Genomic DNA, 17,513 nt, shown 5'->3' with positions numbered 1-17,513 from the left:
GTTTATCCGAGAGGATCGGCAGCGTGAATGGGCGCAAACTGCTCGTTTCTAAGCCAGCCTCAAGGTCTCTAGTTGATGGATCGCTCGCCGAGAACGAGGTTTCGACCTTGGGACGTAATGTGCAGCGACATCAAATTCCAGTTTAGCGATGCGCTCAAAAATCCGCGCGGTGATCTTCTCGGACTCAGGGATGGTCGACATCCTCAAGCAATTGGAGAAGCCCCATCCTGTTCTTGAGGAGCAACCCGCTTTCGCCCTCATCCGTTCGCACTAGCGTAAGATTGTGGACGTGAGCCTAGGCTGCGATGACGGCGGCCTGATTTTGAATCGAGTACTGCTGCCGATCGGTTGACATGCGAACATATTGCGTTGCCCGCACTCGACGCGAGTAGCTCGAGATCACTCGCCTAGCGGGAGGCCGTTGGCATGCCACCCCTATTGGTCGAGGAGGGGCGTCTGGAGTCCTTGGAGATGGAAGTGACCACTCACGTTTCGGGGCTCACGGAACGGCCAACATGTGGCGCGGTTTCCTCGCGAAGCGGTAATTTGACCAGGCTCGCTTCGCTTGTCCCATTGACCGGGCTTGCCTCCCACAATTCTTTCGCAATCAAGAGGGGAGAGATGCGCATGTTTGCCCACCAGCCTCTTTCGTCGCCGTGCTGATGCAGGGCCTGATGATGACACCGGCAAAGCGGGACGGTGAACTCGTCGCCGACCTTGCGCCCGAGCGTTCGGGGTTGGGCAAACTTCAGATGATGGGCGTCAGCGGGGCTCTCCTTGCAGATCAGGCAAGGTTGGCTGCGGACGAACACCAGATGCTCCTTGCTGCGCTTTCGCGGCGGCTCCTTTGGAAAGGCTAGGTCGCCTGGTGGGTCCGCGATGGGCGGTTTGGGAGGCTCGCCGACTGCCGATGCGCGGTCTGAGCGCCTAGAACTTGCGGTCGACTGTTCGGTCGGCGACGCCGTGTCTTGTTTAGGTATACTGAGTTCGGGAAGGGCGGCCTGCTCGAACTTCTTCTGGAAGGCGGCCTCGAGAATGTGTGCGTCGGCCTCCACAAGAGTGTTTTTGAGGGCGAGCGTGGCCTTGGTCCAGGCAAGTAGTCCGCCGCCACCCTCCTGGCGCGCGAGCTCGCCCAAGAGCCGGTCCAGTAGCGCGGCGGAGTGTTCAGGGGGTAAGACTGGATGGCGGTTCAGGACCCCCTTCGGAGGCCTTCCCTTCGGTCCTAGCGCGCTCGACGGCTCGGTTGCAGCTGGAGGCCCTATAACGACATCAGGCGCGTCCAAATCGTCCTCCCCGGCGATCCCAACCAGGGCAAAGAGGGCATACCGGCGGGCGTAGGTGAGGGCCGCCCCCATTCGGTGCGGCGCTTCAACCTCTTTGGCGGCGCACACCGGTAGGTCCGAGGAGATCCATTCGCCGGAGGCATGGGCGAGCAGGGTGGTGAGATGGATCTGACTTGTGACCGGCTCAATCCGGGTGGTCTGGATGGTGGCGATCTCCTGCTGGCTCAACGTCTTGCGGACGATGTCGAGGCCGGACGCGAGGGATGCGTAGCGGAAGGTCCGATCGTCCTCGCGCGGGAATGGTGATCGGATGACGGCGGTGAGGGTCTTCTCAGGGTTCACCAGTTCCGCCTGGGCGCGGGCGAGGGCGGCTGCGATGGTTCCAATTCGCTCACTGGATTGGTGCATCCGAGACCTCCGTCACCTGGGCCTCGAAGCTGATTGCGCCAGACTTGGAACGCTTGGCTTTGACGCCGTGGCCCGTCGCCTCCTTGGCGTCCTCCGGCATCAGCTTCTTCAGATCCGCCTTCGCCGCCTCATGCTCGCCATGCGCGTTCCGGGTTCGAAGGTACGTCGCCGCAAGTTCGGCCCATTGATTGGACGTCGACATGTCGACGACCCTGATCGCTTCCAGGCGCGGGCGCGGCGTTTCGATATTGAAGAGGACAGGTGGCTCGCCGCTCTGAACGCAGCGCCAGAATTTCTTCTCGGCGGTGAGCAGGAGATGTTGATAGAGCGGGTCGGCGTGGATCTTGATTTCAACCCACTGGCCGCCGCCGGTGATGATGGAGAGGACCGAGGAGCGGGCAGCGACAACCCACATGTTGTGTTGCAGCTGTGCCATGTGCTTTTCGGCTGCGGCTTCCTCGGAAAAATTCCAAGGCAGCATGAATTTTGATTCGAAGACCGCCCCCGTCTGCTCGACGCGGCCGTCAGGTGTTGCGGCCATCCACCGATGAATGGGGTGAAATACTCGCCGCTGCGCATCGATGATAGCTTGGCCGGTATTTATCTCGTACCAATGCTGGTTTAGTTGTTCGGTTGCTGTGCCCAGTTGGACCAGGAGATTTTTTGATAGATCATCGGGGGCAACTTCGCCGCGCTTTTCTTTCCAGAGCCGCAGCAGGGCGAGATCATCATCGCCCATGATAATCCTAGCGTCAGAGCCACCGATAAACGAGCGGCGATCGTGGTCAGCTTTTGCAAAAATTCTCGAATCCATGCTTACTAACCTCCCTCACCCCAGCAGGTGTAGTTTTTTGCAATCGATGGAATGAAAAATACCATTTGGAATGAAAAAGTCAAGTCATAACCCGCTAACCAGTGCGCAATTGCGTGCCGGACGAGCCCTAATCCGCTGGAGTGCGGAGGATTTGGCCCGAGCCTCCTCAGTAGGCCTAACCACCATTCGCCGTGCTGAATTGATGAATAATGAGACTTCCATGACTGCGGCGAATAACCTCGCGATACGCGGGGCCTTAGAGGCAGCCGGCGTCGAGTTCATCGATGCAAACGGCGGAGGCCCCGGCGTTCGTCTTCGCAAACCTAAACCCGAGAAGCCTGAACAAGCGAAGATCTAAACGAAGGCCAGCCGAGCGCTAAATATGGCTATGCTGGGAGCCAGTCTGGTTATGAACGTTTAGCGGTAGCAATGAGCGATGGCGTCTCGATAGTCCGCAGATCAAGTTCGAACAGGCGCCGCAGCACGCCGCCTCGCCTCTAAAAAAGACGGCGTGTTGTCTGACCGTCAAGAGCGACGTGAACCTTTAGGCTTCTTCTTGCTGGGGAACGCCAACGCGAAGTTTTGCGATCATCCGCTCAAAAGCCGGGAGCTCGTCCGCCTCGAGTTTTGTCAGGTCGAACCCCTGATCTTTCTGGCGACTGTCAAACACGTCGCAATACACACCTATCTCTAGCACGACCCGGGCGGCGCGATCATTGCCCTGCAAGGCCCTGTCAGCTTGCGCCAGCAGGATCGCGCCGAACAGCGAGACCCGCTCGCTCTGAGATCCCCTGCGAATCAGTCGTGTCGTACTCAGGATTTCGCGAGCCTCTAACTTAAAATCATTTTCCGTTGTCATGCTTCGTCTCCAATGGCACGCCTGCACAGGCGTGCGTGATAAGGGTGAAGGCCTGCAGATGATTGTCCTCGCATGTCGCATCGCGATGGCGAGAAGGGCCCGCTGCCGTTCGACCGAAACAATGGTTTGAAGCGGCTTCAGGGATGGTCGGCGTCGCCGGATCACCGCTCACGGACATCGCCCGCGCGGCCGCTCATTCAGCAAGAGCGCGCAGCAAGGTATCGAAACGACAGTTTTTTTCAAATGGAATCAGTAGACGCTACAGGATTCTGAGACGAGCGCGCTCTGCGAACCTTGTTGAAATGGGCCGGCAGTTGAGTCATAGTTGAAGCGCAGCGACGACGTCGCGCGCAGCGTCTCGGGATCCGAGGCAACGAAGTTCGGGCGGATCGCAGGACTTCGACTTTCCAAAAAGCTCATATTTATCTGGCTGGTGCAGAATCACCCGCCACCAACCGCGTGCGCCTTCAGCTCCACGGCCGAGCGGAGGTGAGGGCAAGTTATTGCCATCTCGGCCGATCGGCTCGGAGCATTCCATGGTCCCGCGATATCATAGCAAGCAATTCGACCCTTCGATTTCGGAGGGTTCACTGCTCATCACCGAATCCAAAGAAGCCTTCGCCTGCCTGCAACGCGAATTGGCGCGCGAGATACAGCCCAAGAACATCGTCGAGAAGATCTTTCTCGCCGACGTTGCGGCGTGCGTTTGGGAGATGATGCGGCTGCGACGATGCAGAGACCACGTCATCAACCTTGCCTTTGGGCCTGCAATTGCCGAGATTTTGGACCGTGTTCTGGGCCCACCCGAGGATGCCGCCGAGTGCGAAGCGCGTACCGCGCTCGAACGCGACTGGTTTACCAAGCCGGAGGCGCGGCAAGAGGTAGCAAAGCGGCTCGCCGCGTTTCAACTTGATGAGGGTGTCATCGAAGCCGCCGCGATCAGCAGCCAGGCCGATCAGCTCGAGAGGCTCGACAGGATGATGTCAGCGCAGCAGGCACGTCTGCACCGCGCATTTGGCGCGATTTCGAGCTATCGCGAGGCGTTTGCTGCTCAGGTCCGGGCTGCGGTGGAGCAACCTGCGCTCGCGCCGCTTGATGCGCGTCAGCACGTGGGATGATCATGGCGAGCCAAAGTCAAATCGAAGCCAATCGGCGCAACGCTTGTCAGAGTACTGGGCCGCGCTCGGCCGCCGGCAAGAAGCGCGCCGCCAAGAACGCCTTGCGCCATGGCCTGTGCGCATCCTTCCAAGTGACTGCATTGCAGGCCAAACTGGTCGACAAGCTCGCCCAGCAAATCGCAGGCGCAAGCACGGAGCGCCTTGTGCGCGAACTTGCCCGCGAGGTGGCGATCGCCACGTTCGATCTTGCTCGCGTCCGCCGCGTCAAAACGGCACTGATCCAGCACGAGCTAGCATTGGGATCGGCCGACCCCCCGGGTCCCGCCTCTTGGAAACACGAGCTGCGCTTCTGCGAGGTCGCCGTGCGCGTCAGCACCTGGCCTCCTCTCGTGGCGCCCGATGACCTATCTGAAACTATGCTGTCCGTCGAAGAGCGCACTGCTGAGGCGGTGCGGCGGGCCCTGCCGGAGCTCTTGACCCTCGACCGCTATGAGGCTCGAGCGATCGGCCAACGCAATCGCGCCCTCCGATCCTTGCTTCAACTGAAAGCGAGAGCAACGCTACCCTCAGCAAGAATAGATGAGGCGAATGATTTGAATTATGCAACTAAAGATTGAGATAGTTTGCTCTCTGCAGAACGAAGCCAATTTTTCCTTAGGATTTCAACGTGGTAAGAACGTGGCCTCGGCCTGTTGCCGCCAAGACGTCGCCCCATCGTGGTTGAGGACGTCGTCCCGACAAAGAAAGATTGCCGGGCGTGTTGCTGTTATGGGATGTCGCAAAAGGTGTTGCCACCTTTGTTTAGAGTCGCGGGTGACTTGTCGACGATCTTGCGAGTGAGTTTAGCGCTCGTCCGCGATCACCTTGCCGTCATTCGGCAGCGCGCCGGGGCCGACCAGTTCGACGGCGCCACCGAGCTTCGTCACGGCGCGCAAGGTGCCGGCGATCTCTTCGCGCAGCGCTTCGCTCGCGCTCGCCGTTTCCGCTCGCAATGTCATCGCGTCGGTCTCGCCCTGTCGTGTGACGACGAGGCGCAGTCTTCCAAGCGCGGAATGACGCTTGCCGATCTCGGCGACCTGCTCGGGACGGACGAACATGCCCTTGACCTTGGTGGTCTGGTCGGCCCGGCCCATCCAGCCCTTGATGCGCATATTGGTGCGCCCGCATCGGCTTGGGCCTGGCAGAGCGGCGGTGAGGTCGCCGAGCGCAAGGCGGATCCAGGGATGATGCGGGTCGAGCGAGGTCACCACGATCTCGCCGACGTCGCCGGGCGCCACGGGATCCCCGGTGCCGGGCTTGACGATCTCCATGATCAGGTCCTCGTTCACGACCATGCCCTCGCGCGCCCCGGTCTCGAACGCAATGAGGCCGAGATCGGCGGTGCCAAAGGCCTGGTAGGCGTCGATGCCGCGCGCCTTGATCTCAGCCTGGAGCGAGGGCGGGAACGCGGCACCCGAAACCAGCGCCCGCTTGATCGAGGAGACGTCGCGGCCCGAACTCTCTGCGGCATCGAGCAAGATCTTCAGAAAGTCCGGCGTGCCGCTGTAGCCAACCGGGCGGTAGGCCTCGATCAGCTCGAACTGCTGCTCGGTATTGCCGGGGCCTGCGGGAATCACGGCGCAGCCGAGCGCACGCGCCGATGCGTCGAAGATGAAGCCGCCGGGGGTGAGATGGTAACTGAAGGTGTTGAGGACGATGTCATCGGGCCGGAACCCGGCCGCGAACAGGGCTCTCGCGCCGCGCCAGGGGTCGGCCTGCCGCCCCTCCGGCTCGAAGATCGGGCCGGGCGAGGTGAAGAGGCGGGCGAATGAGCCGGGGGCGGCCGTCACGAAGCCCCCGAAGGGCGCAGAGGCCTTGTGCAGGGCGGGCAGTTCCGACTTGCGCAACACCGGCAGGGCCGCCAGAGCCGCTCTGGAGGTCACGGCGGCGGGATCAAGACCTCTCAGCCGCTCGGCGTAAGCCGGGGCGGCCATCGCGGCTCGCAGGACCTCTGGCAGGCGGGAGAACAGATCGGCCTCGCGGGCTGCCGGCTCGCGCGTCTCGCGGGCGTCGTAATGGGCGGTCATGGTTGTTCTTTCCGTGTTGGCATCCGTTGCGCGCCGCCACCGGCATGGGTATCAGACCGCCATTGGTGAGGCCGAGAGAGGACCCGATGGCGGACAAGGGAAGCATTGCGGCGGATGAGGCTGCGGATGTCGTCGTGCGCCTGAAGGGCCGCATGATCGACGAGGCGCTGCCGCTGTGGTCGACGGTCGGCTGGGATCGGGCCACGGGCGGCTTCATCGACCGGCTGCACCCGGACGGTATCGCGGATGCGGCTGCGCCGCGGCGCGTGTTCGTGCAGGCCCGCCAGATCTATTGCTACGCCAAGGCGGCGCAGCTGGGCTGGTATCCCGAGGGGCGCGCCATCGCGCTGAAGGGACTGGAACATCTGCTGGCCAAAGCCAAAGCGCCCGACGGCCGGCCGGGCTTCGTGCACCGGCTGACGCCGGAGGGGACGGTGCTGGACGGCCGGCGCGACGCCTATGATCACGCTTTCATCCTGTTTGCTCTCGCGACCGTCTACGCGCTCGACCGGGACGCGCAGGTTCGAGCCGAGATCGACGCGCTGCTCGCTTTCCTCGACGGCCATCTCCGTTCGCCGCATGGCGGCGTGCACGAAGGCCTTCCGGTCTCGTTGCCGCGACGGCAGAACTCGCATATGCATCTGTTCGAGGCGATGATCGCTTGTTTCGACGCGACCCACGATCTGTCGTTCCAGAACCGAGCCGGCGAATTCTTCGCGTTGTTCCTGGCCAATCTCTACGACAAGCAGAAGCGCATCCTGACGGAGTATTTCGAGGAGGACTGGTCGAAGATCGAGCCGGTCAGCGTCGAGCCGGGCCACCAGGCCGAATGGGTCTGGCTGCTGAAGGGATTCGAACGCATCACGGGCTGCCCGACCGGGCAGCGGCGCGCCGAGCTCCTCGCGACCGCGATGCGCTATCGCGACGAGGCCACGGGTTGCATGATCGACGAGGGGGACGATATCGGCAACATTCGCCGCAGCACGCGCCGGCTGTGGCCGCAGACCGAGATCGCGAAAGCCTGGATCGCGCAGGCCGAATCCGGCGAGGCCGGCGCGGCGGATGAAGCGCGCGCGGCGCTGGTGCGGCTCGAACGGCATTATCTCAGCCATCCCGTGAGGGGCGGCTGGTACGACCAGTTCGACCGCGACGGCAAATCGCTGATCGACACCATTCCTGCGTCGTCGTTCTATCATGTTCTCTGCGCGGTCACGGAAGCGGAGCAGGTGCTCGAGGGTTAAAGCCAGCGCTTGCGCCGCTTGAAGCTCTTGAGGTTCTTGAAGCTCTTGCGCTGGTCGCCGGCGCCGCCGAGATAGAATTCCTTGACGTCCTCGTTATCGCGCAATTCGTCGGCGGTGCCGTCGAGCACGACCTTGCCCTGCTCCATGATGTAGCCGTGGCTTGCCACTGACAGCGCGGCGCGTGCGTTCTGCTCCACGAGGAGGATGGTGACGCCGAGGTCGCGGTTGATCTTCTGGATGATCGAGAACACCTCTTTCACCAGCAGCGGCGACAGACCCATCGAGGGCTCGTCCATCAGGATCATTTTCGGGCGCGCCATCAGCGCACGGCCGATCGCGAGCATCTGCTGCTCGCCGCCGGAGAGATAGCCGGCGAGGCCGGTGCGCTCCTTCAGGCGTGGGAAATAGTTGAAGACCATGTCGAGATCGGAATCGACCTCGCGGTCCCTGCGGGTGAAGGCGCCGAGCTTGAGGTTCTCCAGCGACGTCATGTCGGCGACGATGCGTCGGCCCTCCATCACCTGGAAGATGCCGCGGCGGACGATCTTGTCGGGGTCGATGCCGTTGATGCGCTCGTTTTCGAACAGGATCTCTCCTCGGGTGACCTCGCCGTCCTCGGTCTTGAGCAGCCCGGAGATCGCCTTCAGCGTCGTCGACTTGCCGGCGCCGTTGGCGCCCAGCAGCGCCACGATCGCGCCCTTGGGAACGTCGAGGCTGAGGCCGCGCAGCACCAGGATGACGTCGTCATAGACGACCTCGATGTTGCGCACGGCGAGGAGGGCGGCGGGCGGCACTGCGGCGGGCTTGGTGCGGGATGCGTCGAGGGTGTCGGTCATTGGTGTGTCTACCAGATTGCTACGGTCGTCATGCCCGGGCTTGTCCCGGGCATCCACGTACTTCGTGCCGTGAGGTCAGGCGTGGATGGCCGGGACAAGCCCGGCCATGACGTCCGAGTTTGCGCTCACCAGCCCAGCAGCTCCGGCTTGCGCGGCAGCTCGACGGTCTTGACCTTCTCGAGCTTGATCGTGCCCTTGGCCATGAGGTCGTTGAGGTCGCCGTCGGTCGCGCCCGAGATCTTGGTGCGATAGAGATCGACCTTCAGCGTGCCGCGATGGTCCTTGTCGGTCCAGGTCGAGGGATTGCAGACGCCGTCCATCCCGGCCGGCACCCAATCCTTCTTCTGGTAGAAGCCCTTGGCGACGTTGTCGCCGGTGGCGCCGCCATTCTTGGCGGCCCAGTCGATCGCCTCCTTCATGTACAGCGCGGAGCAGACGGCCGCGATGTAGTGGACGGGACGATAGACCTTGCCGCTGGCGTCGGACATCTTCGAGATTTCCATGACCGTCTTCATGCCGGGCGCATCGCCGCCCCAGCTCACCGCCGTGCGCAAGGGGAAGATCACGCCGTTGGCGGCATCGCCGGCCGTCTTGGCAGCGTTCTCATCCATACCCCAGACATTGCCGAGAAACTGGATGTCGACGCCGGCCGTCTTGCAGGCCTTCAGGACGGAGATGTTGGAAGCCGCGGTGTTGCCGAGATAGGCGTAGTTGGCGCCGGAGGATTTCAGGCTCAGGCATTGCGCGCTGTAGTCACCCGGTGTGAGCGCGAACACCAGCGGCGGCAGCACCTCGAAGCCGAGCTCTTGCGCCATGGCTTCGCCGGCCGCCTTCGGCGCGTTCGGATAGGGGTGGTTGGCGCCCATGTGCACGAATTTCGGCTTGCCGCCCTTGCCCTTGGCCTTCCAGTCCTCCGCCGCCCACATCATCATGGCGCGCAGCGAGTCCGAATAGCTCGGGCCATAGAAGAAATTGTAGGGCGCGGGCTTGGCCTTGCCGCTGACGCCTTCGGGATCGGTGAGTGCTGCGGCATAGGAGCCGGACATGTCGGGGATCTTGTCCTGGGCGAGGAAGCCGGTCAGCGCCTCGGTATCGGCGGTGCCCCAGCCCATGATCGCGGCGACCTTGCTGTCCGGCGCGGACCACTTCTTGTAGAGTGCGATTGCGCGCGGCACCTGGTAGCCATAGTCGTTGGTGTCGACGTTGAGCTGCTTGCCGCCGACGCCGCCGTTCTTGTTGACCCAGGCGAAGGTGTCGGCGACGGCCTGGCCGTAGGGCGTGCCGACGTCGGAGGTGCCGCCGGAATAGTCGGCGAGGTGTCCGATCGCGATCTGCGCCTGCGCGCCGGCCGAAAATGCGGCGATCGCGAGCGCGAGCGATGCGGTGCTCAAAAGGGACTTCATCGTCATGGGTTTCCTCCTGTTTATTGTTTAAGTGAAGTTGCCCGCGCTCAATGCGAGAACGGGTAGAGTTTCCAGTACGCCTTGACCTGTCGCCAGCGATGCGCGAGTCCGTCAGGCTCGAACATCAGGAACGCGATGATGATCACCCCGATCGCGATCTCGCGCAGGAAGGTGATGTTGGTGTTGAGCGACAGCGCCTTGTCGATCGCGCCGCCCTTCAAATACAGGCTGATGAATTCCATGGATTCCGGCAGCAGCACCACGAAGGCGGTGCCCATCAGCGTGCCCATGACGGAGCCGGTGCCGCCGATGATGATCATGGCCAGGAACAGGATCGAGCGCTCGATGCCGAAACCTTCCTGCGACACCACGAGCTGGTAGTGCGCGTAGAGCGCGCCGGCGATGCCGGCGAAGAAGGCGGCGAGCCCGAACGACAGCGTGCGGTACTTCGTCAGGTTGATGCCCATGATCTCGGCGGAGAGATAATGGTCACGGATCGCCACCAGCGCGCGGCCGTCACGCGTGCGCATCAGGTTTGTGACGAGGATGTAGCTCGCAACCACATAGGCCAGCACGACATAGAAATATTGCTTATCGCCGCGCAGCGTGTAGCCGAAGATCGAGAACGGGTTGGCGCTCGCCGGCACCGAGCCGCCCGTGAACCACTCGGCGCGGGAGAAGAAGTCGAGCAGGATGTATTGCGCGGCCAGCGTTGCGATGACGAGGTACAGCCCCTTCAGCCGCGCCGCCGGGATGCCGAAGATCAGGCCGACCAGCGCGGTGACGACGCCCGCGAGCGGGATCGCGAAGAATACGGGGATCGGCGCAGTGTTGGAGATGTAGGCCGAGGTGAAAGCGCCGAGCAGGAAGAACGCGGCGTGCCCGATCGAGATCTGGCCGGTGAAGCCGACGAGGATATTGAGGCCGAGCGCGGCGATCGAGAAGATGCCGATCTGGATCAGGATGCTCAGCCAGTAGCCGCTGAAGAATTGCGGCGCGAGGCACAGCAGCGCTACGCCCGCGATGGCGAAGTTGCGGCTGGTGGTGGTCGGGAAGATCGTGGTGTCCGCCGCGTAGGAGGTGCGGAAGTCACCAGCAGGAATGAGGGCAGGGCCGGCCATGGGTCAGATCCGCTCGATGTCGTGGGTGCCGAACAGCCCGTAGGGCTTGATCATCAGCACGATGATGAGGACGTAGAACGGCGCGATCTCGTAGAGATTGCCCCAGTGCAGATACTCGCTGTCGACATATTGCGCGACGTTCTCGAGCAGGCCGATGATGATGCCGCCGAGCACGGCGCCGCCGACGGAGTCGAGCCCGCCGAGGATTGCCGCCGGAAACACCTTGATGCCATAGGCGGCAAGGCCCGACGACACGCCGTTCACGACTGCGACGACGACGCCCGCGACCGCCGAGACCGTCGCCGAGATCGCCCAGGCCATCGCGAACACGCTCTTGACGGAAATGCCGAGCGATTGCGCGACCTGCTGGTTGAACGCGGTGGCGCGCATCGCAAGACCGTATTTGGACGCACGGAAGAACCAGGCCATGCCGACCATCATGGCGACCGACACCACGAGGCTCATGACGTAGACGGTCTGGATCTGTAAGCCCAACAGGCTGACCGACTGGCTCTCGAATACGCGCGGGAACGGCTGCGGATTGACGCCGAACATCCATTTCAGCGTCGCCTGCAGCACGGTGGAGAGGCCGATCGTCACCATGATGACGGAAATGATGGGCTCGCCGATCATCGGCCGCAGGATGAGCACCTGGACCGCGATGCCGAACACGAACATAAACACCAGCGTCATCGGCATGCCGATCCAGAACGGCACCTGGTATTTCGCAAGCAGCGCCCAGCACACCCAGGCCCCGACCAGCAGCAGCTCGCCTTGCGCGAAGTTGACGACCTGGGTCGCCTTGTAGATCAGCACGAACGACATCGCGACCACGCCGTAGAGCGTGCCGACCACGAGGCCGTTGACCAGGAGCTGGATGAGGAAGGCGGTGTTCATGTGATGATGCTCGATGACGAGTCCGGCGCGCTCTTGCCCTGTCCCCCTGTGGGAGAGGGTGGCTTCGCGAAGCGAAGACGGGTGAGGGGTTGTCTCGGCGGTGACGGTGCGGAGAGAGAACCCCTCACCCGACCGAGGGTGTAATTGGCTGCGGAGAAGCCCTCTCCCACAAGGGGAGAGGGCGCATCGGCCGGCATCGTGCACTTGGTCGGAAGGTGCTTCACTCCGCCGCCTCCGCCATATGCCCGTGCATCCCCAGATCCACCACGCGCAGCGTGGTGCGCACCCGCTGGGTGGTGCCGTCCTGGAAGCGGATCACGGTGTCGACGGGGATGTCGGCATCGCCGCGGTAGATGGCGTCGATGATCCCGGCGTATTTCTCGTTGATGACGCTGCGGCGCACCTTTCGCGTGCGGGTGAGCTCGCCGTCGTCGGCATCGAGCTCCTTGTAGAGCAAGAGGAAGCGCGAGATGCGCTGCGCGGGCGGCAGCGTGGCATTGACGGTCTCGACCTCCTTGCGAAGCAGCGCATAGACCTCGGGCCGCGAGGCGAGGTCGCTGTAGGTGGTGAAGGAAAGGCGGTTCTTCTCCGCCCATTTCGAGATGATGGAGTAGCGAATGCAGATCATCGCCGCCAGCGCGTCGCGGCCGGCGCCCAGCACCACGGCTTCGGCGATATAGGGCGAGAATTTCAGCTTGTTCTCGATGAATTGCGGCGAGAAGCGCTCGCCGCGCGAGGTCTCGGCGAGATCCTTGATGCGGTCGATGACGACGAGCTGCTGGTTGGCGTTGAAATAGCCGGCATCGCCCGACAACATCCAGCCGTCCCTGATGTCGGCGACGCTGGCCTCGGGATTCTTGTAATAGCCGAGGAACATGTTGGGATGCCGCACCACGATCTCGCCGACGCCGTGGACGTCGGGATTGTCGATGCGGATCTCGACATTGCCGGCCATCGGCACGCCGGTCGTGTCAGGATCGACCTTGCCCTCGGGATGCAGCGTGTAGGCTCCAAGCAGCTCGGTCTGGCCGTACAGCGTACGCAGCGGCACGCCCATGGCCTGGAAGAACTTGAAGGTCTCGGGGCCGAGCGCCGCGCCGCCGGTCGCGGCCGAGCGCAGGCGGGTGAAGCCGAGGCGATCGCGCAGCGCGCGGAACAGGATCGCGTCGGCAAGGCCCGAACGCTCGCCCTGTTCGAGCGCGGCAAGGCCCGATTTCATCCCAACGTCGAACAGGCGCTGCTTGAGAGGCGTGGCGTCCATCACCTTGGCCCGGACGTCGGCGGCGATGGATTCCCAGACCCTGGGCGCAAAAAGCACGAATGTCGGCGCGATCTCGCGCAGGTCGTTCATCATCGTTTCGGGCTCTTCGACGAAGTTGATCTTCATCCGGCAGAGCAGGCCTTTGCCGAGCACGTAGACCTGCTCCATGATCCACGGCAGCGGCAGCACCGAGACGTATTCGTCGTCCGGGCCCTTGGGATCGAAGGCGAGGTAGGTCGCGCAGTGACCGAGCACGCGGCCGGCGGCGAGCATCGCGAGCTTGGGATGGGACGTGGTGCCCGACGTGGTGCAGAGGATCGCGACGTCCTCGCCCTTGGTGGCATCGACCAGTCTGTCGTAAAGCTCCGGCTCGCGCGCCGCACGGGCGCGGCCGAGCTCGGCAAATGTCTCCGCCGACATCAACCGGGGATCGTCGTATTTCCGCATGCCGCGCGGATCGGAGTAGATGATGTGCCTCAGCTTCGGCGCGCGTTCGGCGAGGGTGAGCAGCTTGTCGACCTGCTCCTCGTCCTCGGCGAAGACCAGCTGCGCCTCGCCATAGTTGAGGAGATAGGAGGCCTCCTCGTCGAGCACGTCGCGATAAAGCCCGAGGCTGAGGCCGCCGATGGCGTGCGTCGCCACTTCCGCCGCGACCCAGTCCGGCCGGTTGTCGCCGATGATGCCGACGACGTCGCCGCGGCCAAGGCCCATTTCGACGAGACCGAGCGCGAAGTCGCGGACGCGGGCCTGATAGTCGTTCCAGGTGAACAACCGCCAGAGCCCGAGATCCTTCTCGCGCAATGCGATCTCGTTGCCGTGCTCCTTGGCGTTGAGCCGGAGCATCTTCGGATAGGTGTCGGCCTGGGCGACGCGGCCCGCGTAATCCATCATGCCGCGCACTCCGGAGCTGCGGGCTCGTCGTCGGGATCGACCAGCACCTCGTCTTCTTCGCCGAGATAAGCGCGCCTGACGTGGGGATCGGCGAGCACCGCCGCCGGGTCGCCCTCGGCGATCTTCTTGCCGAAATCCAGCACCATGACGCGGTGGGAGATGTCCATCACCACGCCCATGTCGTGCTCGATCATCACCACCGTCATCCCGAACTCCTCGTTGAGATCGACGATGTAGCGGGCCATGTCCTCCTTCTCCTCGAAATTCATGCCGGCCATCGGCTCGTCGAGGAGGATGAGGCGCGGCTCCAGCGCCATGGCGCGGGCGAGCTCCACGCGCTTGCGCAGGCCGTAGGAGAGGGTGCCGGCTTGCGCCTTCCGCACCGACTGCAGATCGAGGAAGTCGATGATCTCCTCGACCTTGCGGCGGTGCTCGAGCTCCTCCTTGCGCGCGCCGGTGAGCCAGTACAGCGAGCCCGTGAGGAAGTTGTTCTTGAGGAGGTGATGGCGGCCGACCATGATGTTGTCGAGCACGCTCATGTGGTGGAACAGCGCCAGATTCTGGAAGGTGCGGCCGATCCCGAGCGAGGCCCGCGCATTCGGCGTCAGGCCGGAGATGTCGCGATCCCCATAGAAGAGCTGGCCTTCGGTCGGCTTGTAGCGACCGGAAATACAGTTCACGATCGAGGTCTTGCCGGCGCCGTTGGGCCCGATGATCGAGAACAGCTCGCCGTCCTTGATGGCGAAACTGACATCGGTCAGCGCACGGACGCCGCCGAATCGCAAGGACACGCCGCGCACTTCGAGACTGGTAGCCACCAAACGAAACCCTCCCGGTGATGGCGCTTTTTAGCGGCGCTCTTCGTCCGTTCCGTCGGGCGATCCTAGTACGGTGGTGCCGGTGAGGCCATGCAGCAGATGGTCTCGACCGGAGCCGCGCCACTCTCGTTCCCGCTGGGATCGAAAGCCGCATCTCCCGAGGTGGTCCTCAATAGGGGAAAGCGCTATTTTGAAATGTCTCCCGGCTGACAATTCTGCGACAAAGTTTGCCGGGCGGCCGCGGCCTTCATCTTTCGTCGGATGGCGGTCGCAATAATCATGTTGCAATGCAACAGAAGGTGGAGTGACGAAACGGTGCGGCTGGCCGCGAGATCATGATTTCAGAAGATCATCTGAAGCGCGTCGCCGCGTGGTCGCGCGAGCTCACGCAAGCGGAGATCGAGGTCGCGCGTGCCGGAATCACGGAGCGGTCCTACGGCACCGGCGAGACCGTGTTCATGCGCGGCGATATCTTTGCCTATTGGGCCGGCATGGTGGGCGGCCTTGCCCGCATGGGCGGGGTCTCGCGGGACGGCAAGGAGACCAGCCTCGCCGGGCTGACGGCAGGGGCCTGGTTCGGCGAAGGCAGCGTGCTGAAGAACGAGCCGCGCCGCTATGACGTGGTCGCGCTGCGCGACAGCCGCGTCGCGTTGATGGAACGCAGCGCCTTCATGTGGCTGTTCGAGAACAGCGTCGGCTTCAACCGCTTTCTGGTGCGCCAGCTCAACGAACGGCTCGGCCAGTTCATCGGCATGCTCGAGGTCAACCGCACGCTGGATGCCACCGCACGCCTTGCCCGCAGCATCGCCTCGCTGTTCAACCCGATCCTCTATCCGGAATCGACCGCCCATCTGGAGATCACCCAGGAGGAGATCGGCGCGCTCTCCGGCATGTCCCGCCAGAACGCCAACCGCGCGCTGAACCGGCTGGAGAAGGAAGGTCTGCTGCGGCTCGAATATGGCGGCGTCACCATCCTCGATGTCGAGCGGCTGCGCGGATACGGGGACTAAGGCGATTCATCGCGCATTGGCGGGCGCGTGCACCGGCCACAGATCGGCGCGCCAGCGGATCGCGATCGCCAGCATCGCGATGAAGCCCGCGGCGGCATAGAGTGAACCGGTCGCGGAATAGCCGATGACGTCGATCAGGCTGCCGGCCGCGAGCAATCCGATCGGCAGGCCGTAGATCACCATCATGCGCACGCCCATCACACGGCCGCGCAGATGCGCGCTGGCCGTCCGCATCAGGATCACGGCGGCCGAGATCATCGACATGCTCTGCGCGATACCGGCGAGTACGAGGCAGGCCATCGCCACCGGCATGGTCCTGATTTCGACGAACACCAGCAGCATTGCGTACCAGGCCAGTGTCGCGCCGATCAGAAGCCGGGCAATGCGCACTCCGCTGACGAGGCTGAGCGTGATGGAGCCGATCAGCGAGCCAACGGCGAAGCTCGCCGAGAGGTAACCAAGGCCGGTCTGGTCGGTGTGAAAGATCTCGCGGGCGATGTAGGGCAACAGTCCGCCAGTGAAGGGAAATGCGGTGAGATTGGCCAGGAAGGCGACGCACAGCGCCGCACGCATTCCCGGGCCATTCCAGGCGTAGACGATGCCTTCCTTGAGGTCGCCCAATAGTCGCGACACCGCATGGCTGTTTGCCGGAAGATCGCTCGTGATGACGGTCCTCTTGGGACGGGTCAGGCAGAGCATGAGAAGCGCGGCCACGAAGTAGAGGCAGGCGATCGCCACATAGACGAGGCCGATGCCGAGGACGGCGAACAAGCCGGCGCCGGTCAACGCGCCTGCGATGCGAGCGCTGTCCTGCGTGGTGCGCGCCACGCTGATGGCGCCCACCAATTGCTCGGCCGGCATGATCTCGGCGAGCAGCGCGCCCCGGACGCCGAGATCGGAGGGACGAATCAGGCCCATGATCGCGACGATGATCATGACACTCAGCGGCGACAGATGACCGGTCAGCGCCAGAACCATGATGGTCGACGACAGCACCGTATAAGCAAGACGCATCACGACCAGGAGATCGCGATGGCCCATGCGATCGCCGATCATGCCGAACACCGGCGCGACCAACGTCCCGACGAACTGGAGCGAAGCAAGCACGGTGAGCAGCAGCACCGAGCCGGTCTCGACCAAAATGTACCAGCCGAGCACCAGCGTCTCCACCTCGAACGCCCAGGAGGTCAGCAGATCGGACGGCCACTGAAAGCGATAGTTGCGGATGCGGAATGGCGCCAGCGCGGAAGGTCGTGCGGCTGTGCTCAAGGCGCGATGGCTCGTATCACGGCGATTCCCTGCCTTGTTATTGTTCTTTGCAAGCGTAGCGCTGGCGGCGTTCATGTCAATTGAAGCTGCCGCATGGCGTCATGCTCGACGACAACGGGCGATTCGCCGTGCGCCAGCGACACTGTCGGCCCGGCTGCAGGCCCGTTGTTGCGGCCCTCGATCTGCCGGCGAGGTCACACAGTTTTCATTTTGCTGTG

The 17,513-nt window shown here is 63.3% G+C and carries 15 protein-coding genes; 4 read left to right on the top strand and 11 right to left on the bottom strand.

The annotated features are described in order from the left end of the window. Positions 1–485 precede the first annotated feature (485 nt). The 3 genes from AC0WRY_RS24535 to AC0WRY_RS24525 all read right to left on the bottom strand — a co-directional run bounded on the left by AC0WRY_RS24535 (position 486) and on the right by AC0WRY_RS24525 (position 3,364). The gene (locus AC0WRY_RS24535) at positions 486–1,691 is read right to left on the bottom strand and encodes an ERF family protein (protein WP_491121378.1); all 1,206 of its coding nucleotides are present in this window, start codon (positions 1,689–1,691) and stop codon (positions 486–488) included. Further along, positions 1,675–2,505 (bottom strand): YqaJ viral recombinase family protein, encoded by an 831-nt coding sequence (locus AC0WRY_RS24530; RefSeq protein WP_194403361.1) that lies wholly within the window; start codon positions 2,503–2,505, stop codon positions 1,675–1,677. The genes AC0WRY_RS24535 and AC0WRY_RS24530 overlap by 17 nt, the downstream gene beginning before the upstream one ends. A gap of 544 nt (positions 2,506–3,049) precedes the next feature. Next, entirely contained in the window at positions 3,050–3,364 is a 315-nt protein-coding gene (locus AC0WRY_RS24525; protein ID WP_194403360.1) for a hypothetical protein, read from the bottom strand. 536 nt (positions 3,365–3,900) lie between these two features. Here AC0WRY_RS24525 and AC0WRY_RS24520 point away from each other — a divergent pair. Together AC0WRY_RS24520 and AC0WRY_RS24515 are read left to right on the top strand one after the other, a co-directional pair. Next, entirely contained in the window at positions 3,901–4,482 is a 582-nt protein-coding gene (locus tag AC0WRY_RS24520) for a hypothetical protein (protein WP_491121375.1), read from the top strand. Positions 4,483–4,484: 2 nt separating this feature from the next. Continuing rightward, positions 4,485–5,099, top strand: coding sequence for a hypothetical protein (locus tag AC0WRY_RS24515; RefSeq protein ID WP_491121373.1), 615 nt, complete (start codon positions 4,485–4,487; stop codon positions 5,097–5,099). A gap of 225 nt (positions 5,100–5,324) precedes the next feature. Here AC0WRY_RS24515 and AC0WRY_RS24510 read toward each other — a convergent pair whose 3' ends face one another. After that, entirely contained in the window at positions 5,325–6,548 is a 1,224-nt protein-coding gene (locus AC0WRY_RS24510; protein ID WP_491121371.1) for a phenylacetate--CoA ligase family protein, read from the bottom strand. Positions 6,549–6,634: 86 nt separating this feature from the next. On the opposite strand from AC0WRY_RS24510, the gene AC0WRY_RS24505 reads away from it, so the two are divergent. Next, complete coding sequence (locus AC0WRY_RS24505) at positions 6,635–7,789, top strand: AGE family epimerase/isomerase (protein ID WP_285807132.1); 1,155 nt, start codon at positions 6,635–6,637, stop codon at positions 7,787–7,789. On the opposite strand, the gene AC0WRY_RS24500 is transcribed toward AC0WRY_RS24505, so the two are convergent. The 6 genes from AC0WRY_RS24500 to AC0WRY_RS24475 all read right to left on the bottom strand — a co-directional run bounded on the left by AC0WRY_RS24500 (position 7,786) and on the right by AC0WRY_RS24475 (position 15,016). Beyond that, the gene (locus tag AC0WRY_RS24500; RefSeq protein WP_194403355.1) at positions 7,786–8,625 is read right to left on the bottom strand and encodes an ABC transporter ATP-binding protein; all 840 of its coding nucleotides are present in this window, start codon (positions 8,623–8,625) and stop codon (positions 7,786–7,788) included. The two genes, AC0WRY_RS24505 and AC0WRY_RS24500, sit on opposite strands and share 4 nt — an antisense overlap. 125 nt (positions 8,626–8,750) lie before the next feature. After that, positions 8,751–10,034 (bottom strand): ABC transporter substrate-binding protein, encoded by a 1,284-nt coding sequence (locus tag AC0WRY_RS24495; protein WP_194403354.1) that lies wholly within the window; start codon positions 10,032–10,034, stop codon positions 8,751–8,753. Positions 10,035–10,075: 41 nt separating this feature from the next. After that, positions 10,076–11,149, bottom strand: coding sequence for a branched-chain amino acid ABC transporter permease (locus tag AC0WRY_RS24490; RefSeq protein WP_491121368.1), 1,074 nt, complete (start codon positions 11,147–11,149; stop codon positions 10,076–10,078). Positions 11,150–11,152: 3 nt separating this feature from the next. Next, the gene (locus tag AC0WRY_RS24485) at positions 11,153–12,046 is read right to left on the bottom strand and encodes a branched-chain amino acid ABC transporter permease (RefSeq protein ID WP_194403352.1); all 894 of its coding nucleotides are present in this window, start codon (positions 12,044–12,046) and stop codon (positions 11,153–11,155) included. 220 nt (positions 12,047–12,266) lie between these two features. Beyond that, positions 12,267–14,198 carry a long-chain fatty acid--CoA ligase gene (locus AC0WRY_RS24480; RefSeq protein WP_491121366.1) on the bottom strand — a complete coding sequence of 644 codons (1,932 nt, stop codon included), beginning with the start codon at positions 14,196–14,198 and terminating at the stop codon, positions 12,267–12,269. Next, the gene (locus AC0WRY_RS24475) at positions 14,195–15,016 is read right to left on the bottom strand and encodes an ABC transporter ATP-binding protein (protein WP_491121364.1); all 822 of its coding nucleotides are present in this window, start codon (positions 15,014–15,016) and stop codon (positions 14,195–14,197) included. The genes AC0WRY_RS24480 and AC0WRY_RS24475 overlap by 4 nt, the downstream gene beginning before the upstream one ends. 335 nt (positions 15,017–15,351) lie before the next feature. Here AC0WRY_RS24475 and AC0WRY_RS24470 point away from each other — a divergent pair, with 335 nt between their 5' ends. Further along, positions 15,352–16,026 (top strand): Crp/Fnr family transcriptional regulator, encoded by a 675-nt coding sequence (locus tag AC0WRY_RS24470; protein ID WP_194403349.1) that lies wholly within the window; start codon positions 15,352–15,354, stop codon positions 16,024–16,026. 6 nt (positions 16,027–16,032) lie between these two features. Here AC0WRY_RS24470 and AC0WRY_RS24465 read toward each other — a convergent pair whose 3' ends face one another. Then, positions 16,033–17,295, bottom strand: coding sequence for an MFS transporter (locus AC0WRY_RS24465; RefSeq protein WP_211419818.1), 1,263 nt, complete (start codon positions 17,293–17,295; stop codon positions 16,033–16,035). Between the last annotated feature and the right edge of the window lie 218 nt (positions 17,296–17,513).

This window comes from Bradyrhizobium sp. T-12 (assembly GCF_058314695.1).
This window is presented reverse-complemented; position numbering and strand designations above follow the sequence as displayed.

Bases quoted from the DNA above. Each gene is read 5' to 3' on its own strand.
- AC0WRY_RS24535 (WP_491121378.1), bottom strand. From the start codon at position 1,691: ATGCACCAATCCAGTGAGCGAATTGGAACCATCGCAGCCGCCCTCGCC.
- AC0WRY_RS24530 (WP_194403361.1), bottom strand. From the start codon at position 2,505: ATGGATTCGAGAATTTTTGCAAAAGCTGACCACGATCGCCGCTCGTTT.
- AC0WRY_RS24525 (WP_194403360.1), bottom strand. From the start codon at position 3,364: ATGACAACGGAAAATGATTTTAAGTTAGAGGCTCGCGAAATCCTGAGT.
- AC0WRY_RS24520 (WP_491121375.1), top strand. From the start codon at position 3,901: ATGGTCCCGCGATATCATAGCAAGCAATTCGACCCTTCGATTTCGGAG.
- AC0WRY_RS24515 (WP_491121373.1), top strand. From the start codon at position 4,485: ATGGCGAGCCAAAGTCAAATCGAAGCCAATCGGCGCAACGCTTGTCAG.
- AC0WRY_RS24510 (WP_491121371.1), bottom strand. From the start codon at position 6,548: ATGACCGCCCATTACGACGCCCGCGAGACGCGCGAGCCGGCAGCCCGC.
- AC0WRY_RS24505 (WP_285807132.1), top strand. From the start codon at position 6,635: ATGGCGGACAAGGGAAGCATTGCGGCGGATGAGGCTGCGGATGTCGTC.
- AC0WRY_RS24500 (WP_194403355.1), bottom strand. From the start codon at position 8,625: ATGACCGACACCCTCGACGCATCCCGCACCAAGCCCGCCGCAGTGCCG.
- AC0WRY_RS24495 (WP_194403354.1), bottom strand. From the start codon at position 10,034: ATGACGATGAAGTCCCTTTTGAGCACCGCATCGCTCGCGCTCGCGATC.
- AC0WRY_RS24490 (WP_491121368.1), bottom strand. From the start codon at position 11,149: ATGGCCGGCCCTGCCCTCATTCCTGCTGGTGACTTCCGCACCTCCTAC.
- AC0WRY_RS24485 (WP_194403352.1), bottom strand. From the start codon at position 12,046: ATGAACACCGCCTTCCTCATCCAGCTCCTGGTCAACGGCCTCGTGGTC.
- AC0WRY_RS24480 (WP_491121366.1), bottom strand. From the start codon at position 14,198: ATGATGGATTACGCGGGCCGCGTCGCCCAGGCCGACACCTATCCGAAG.
- AC0WRY_RS24470 (WP_194403349.1), top strand. From the start codon at position 15,352: ATGATTTCAGAAGATCATCTGAAGCGCGTCGCCGCGTGGTCGCGCGAG.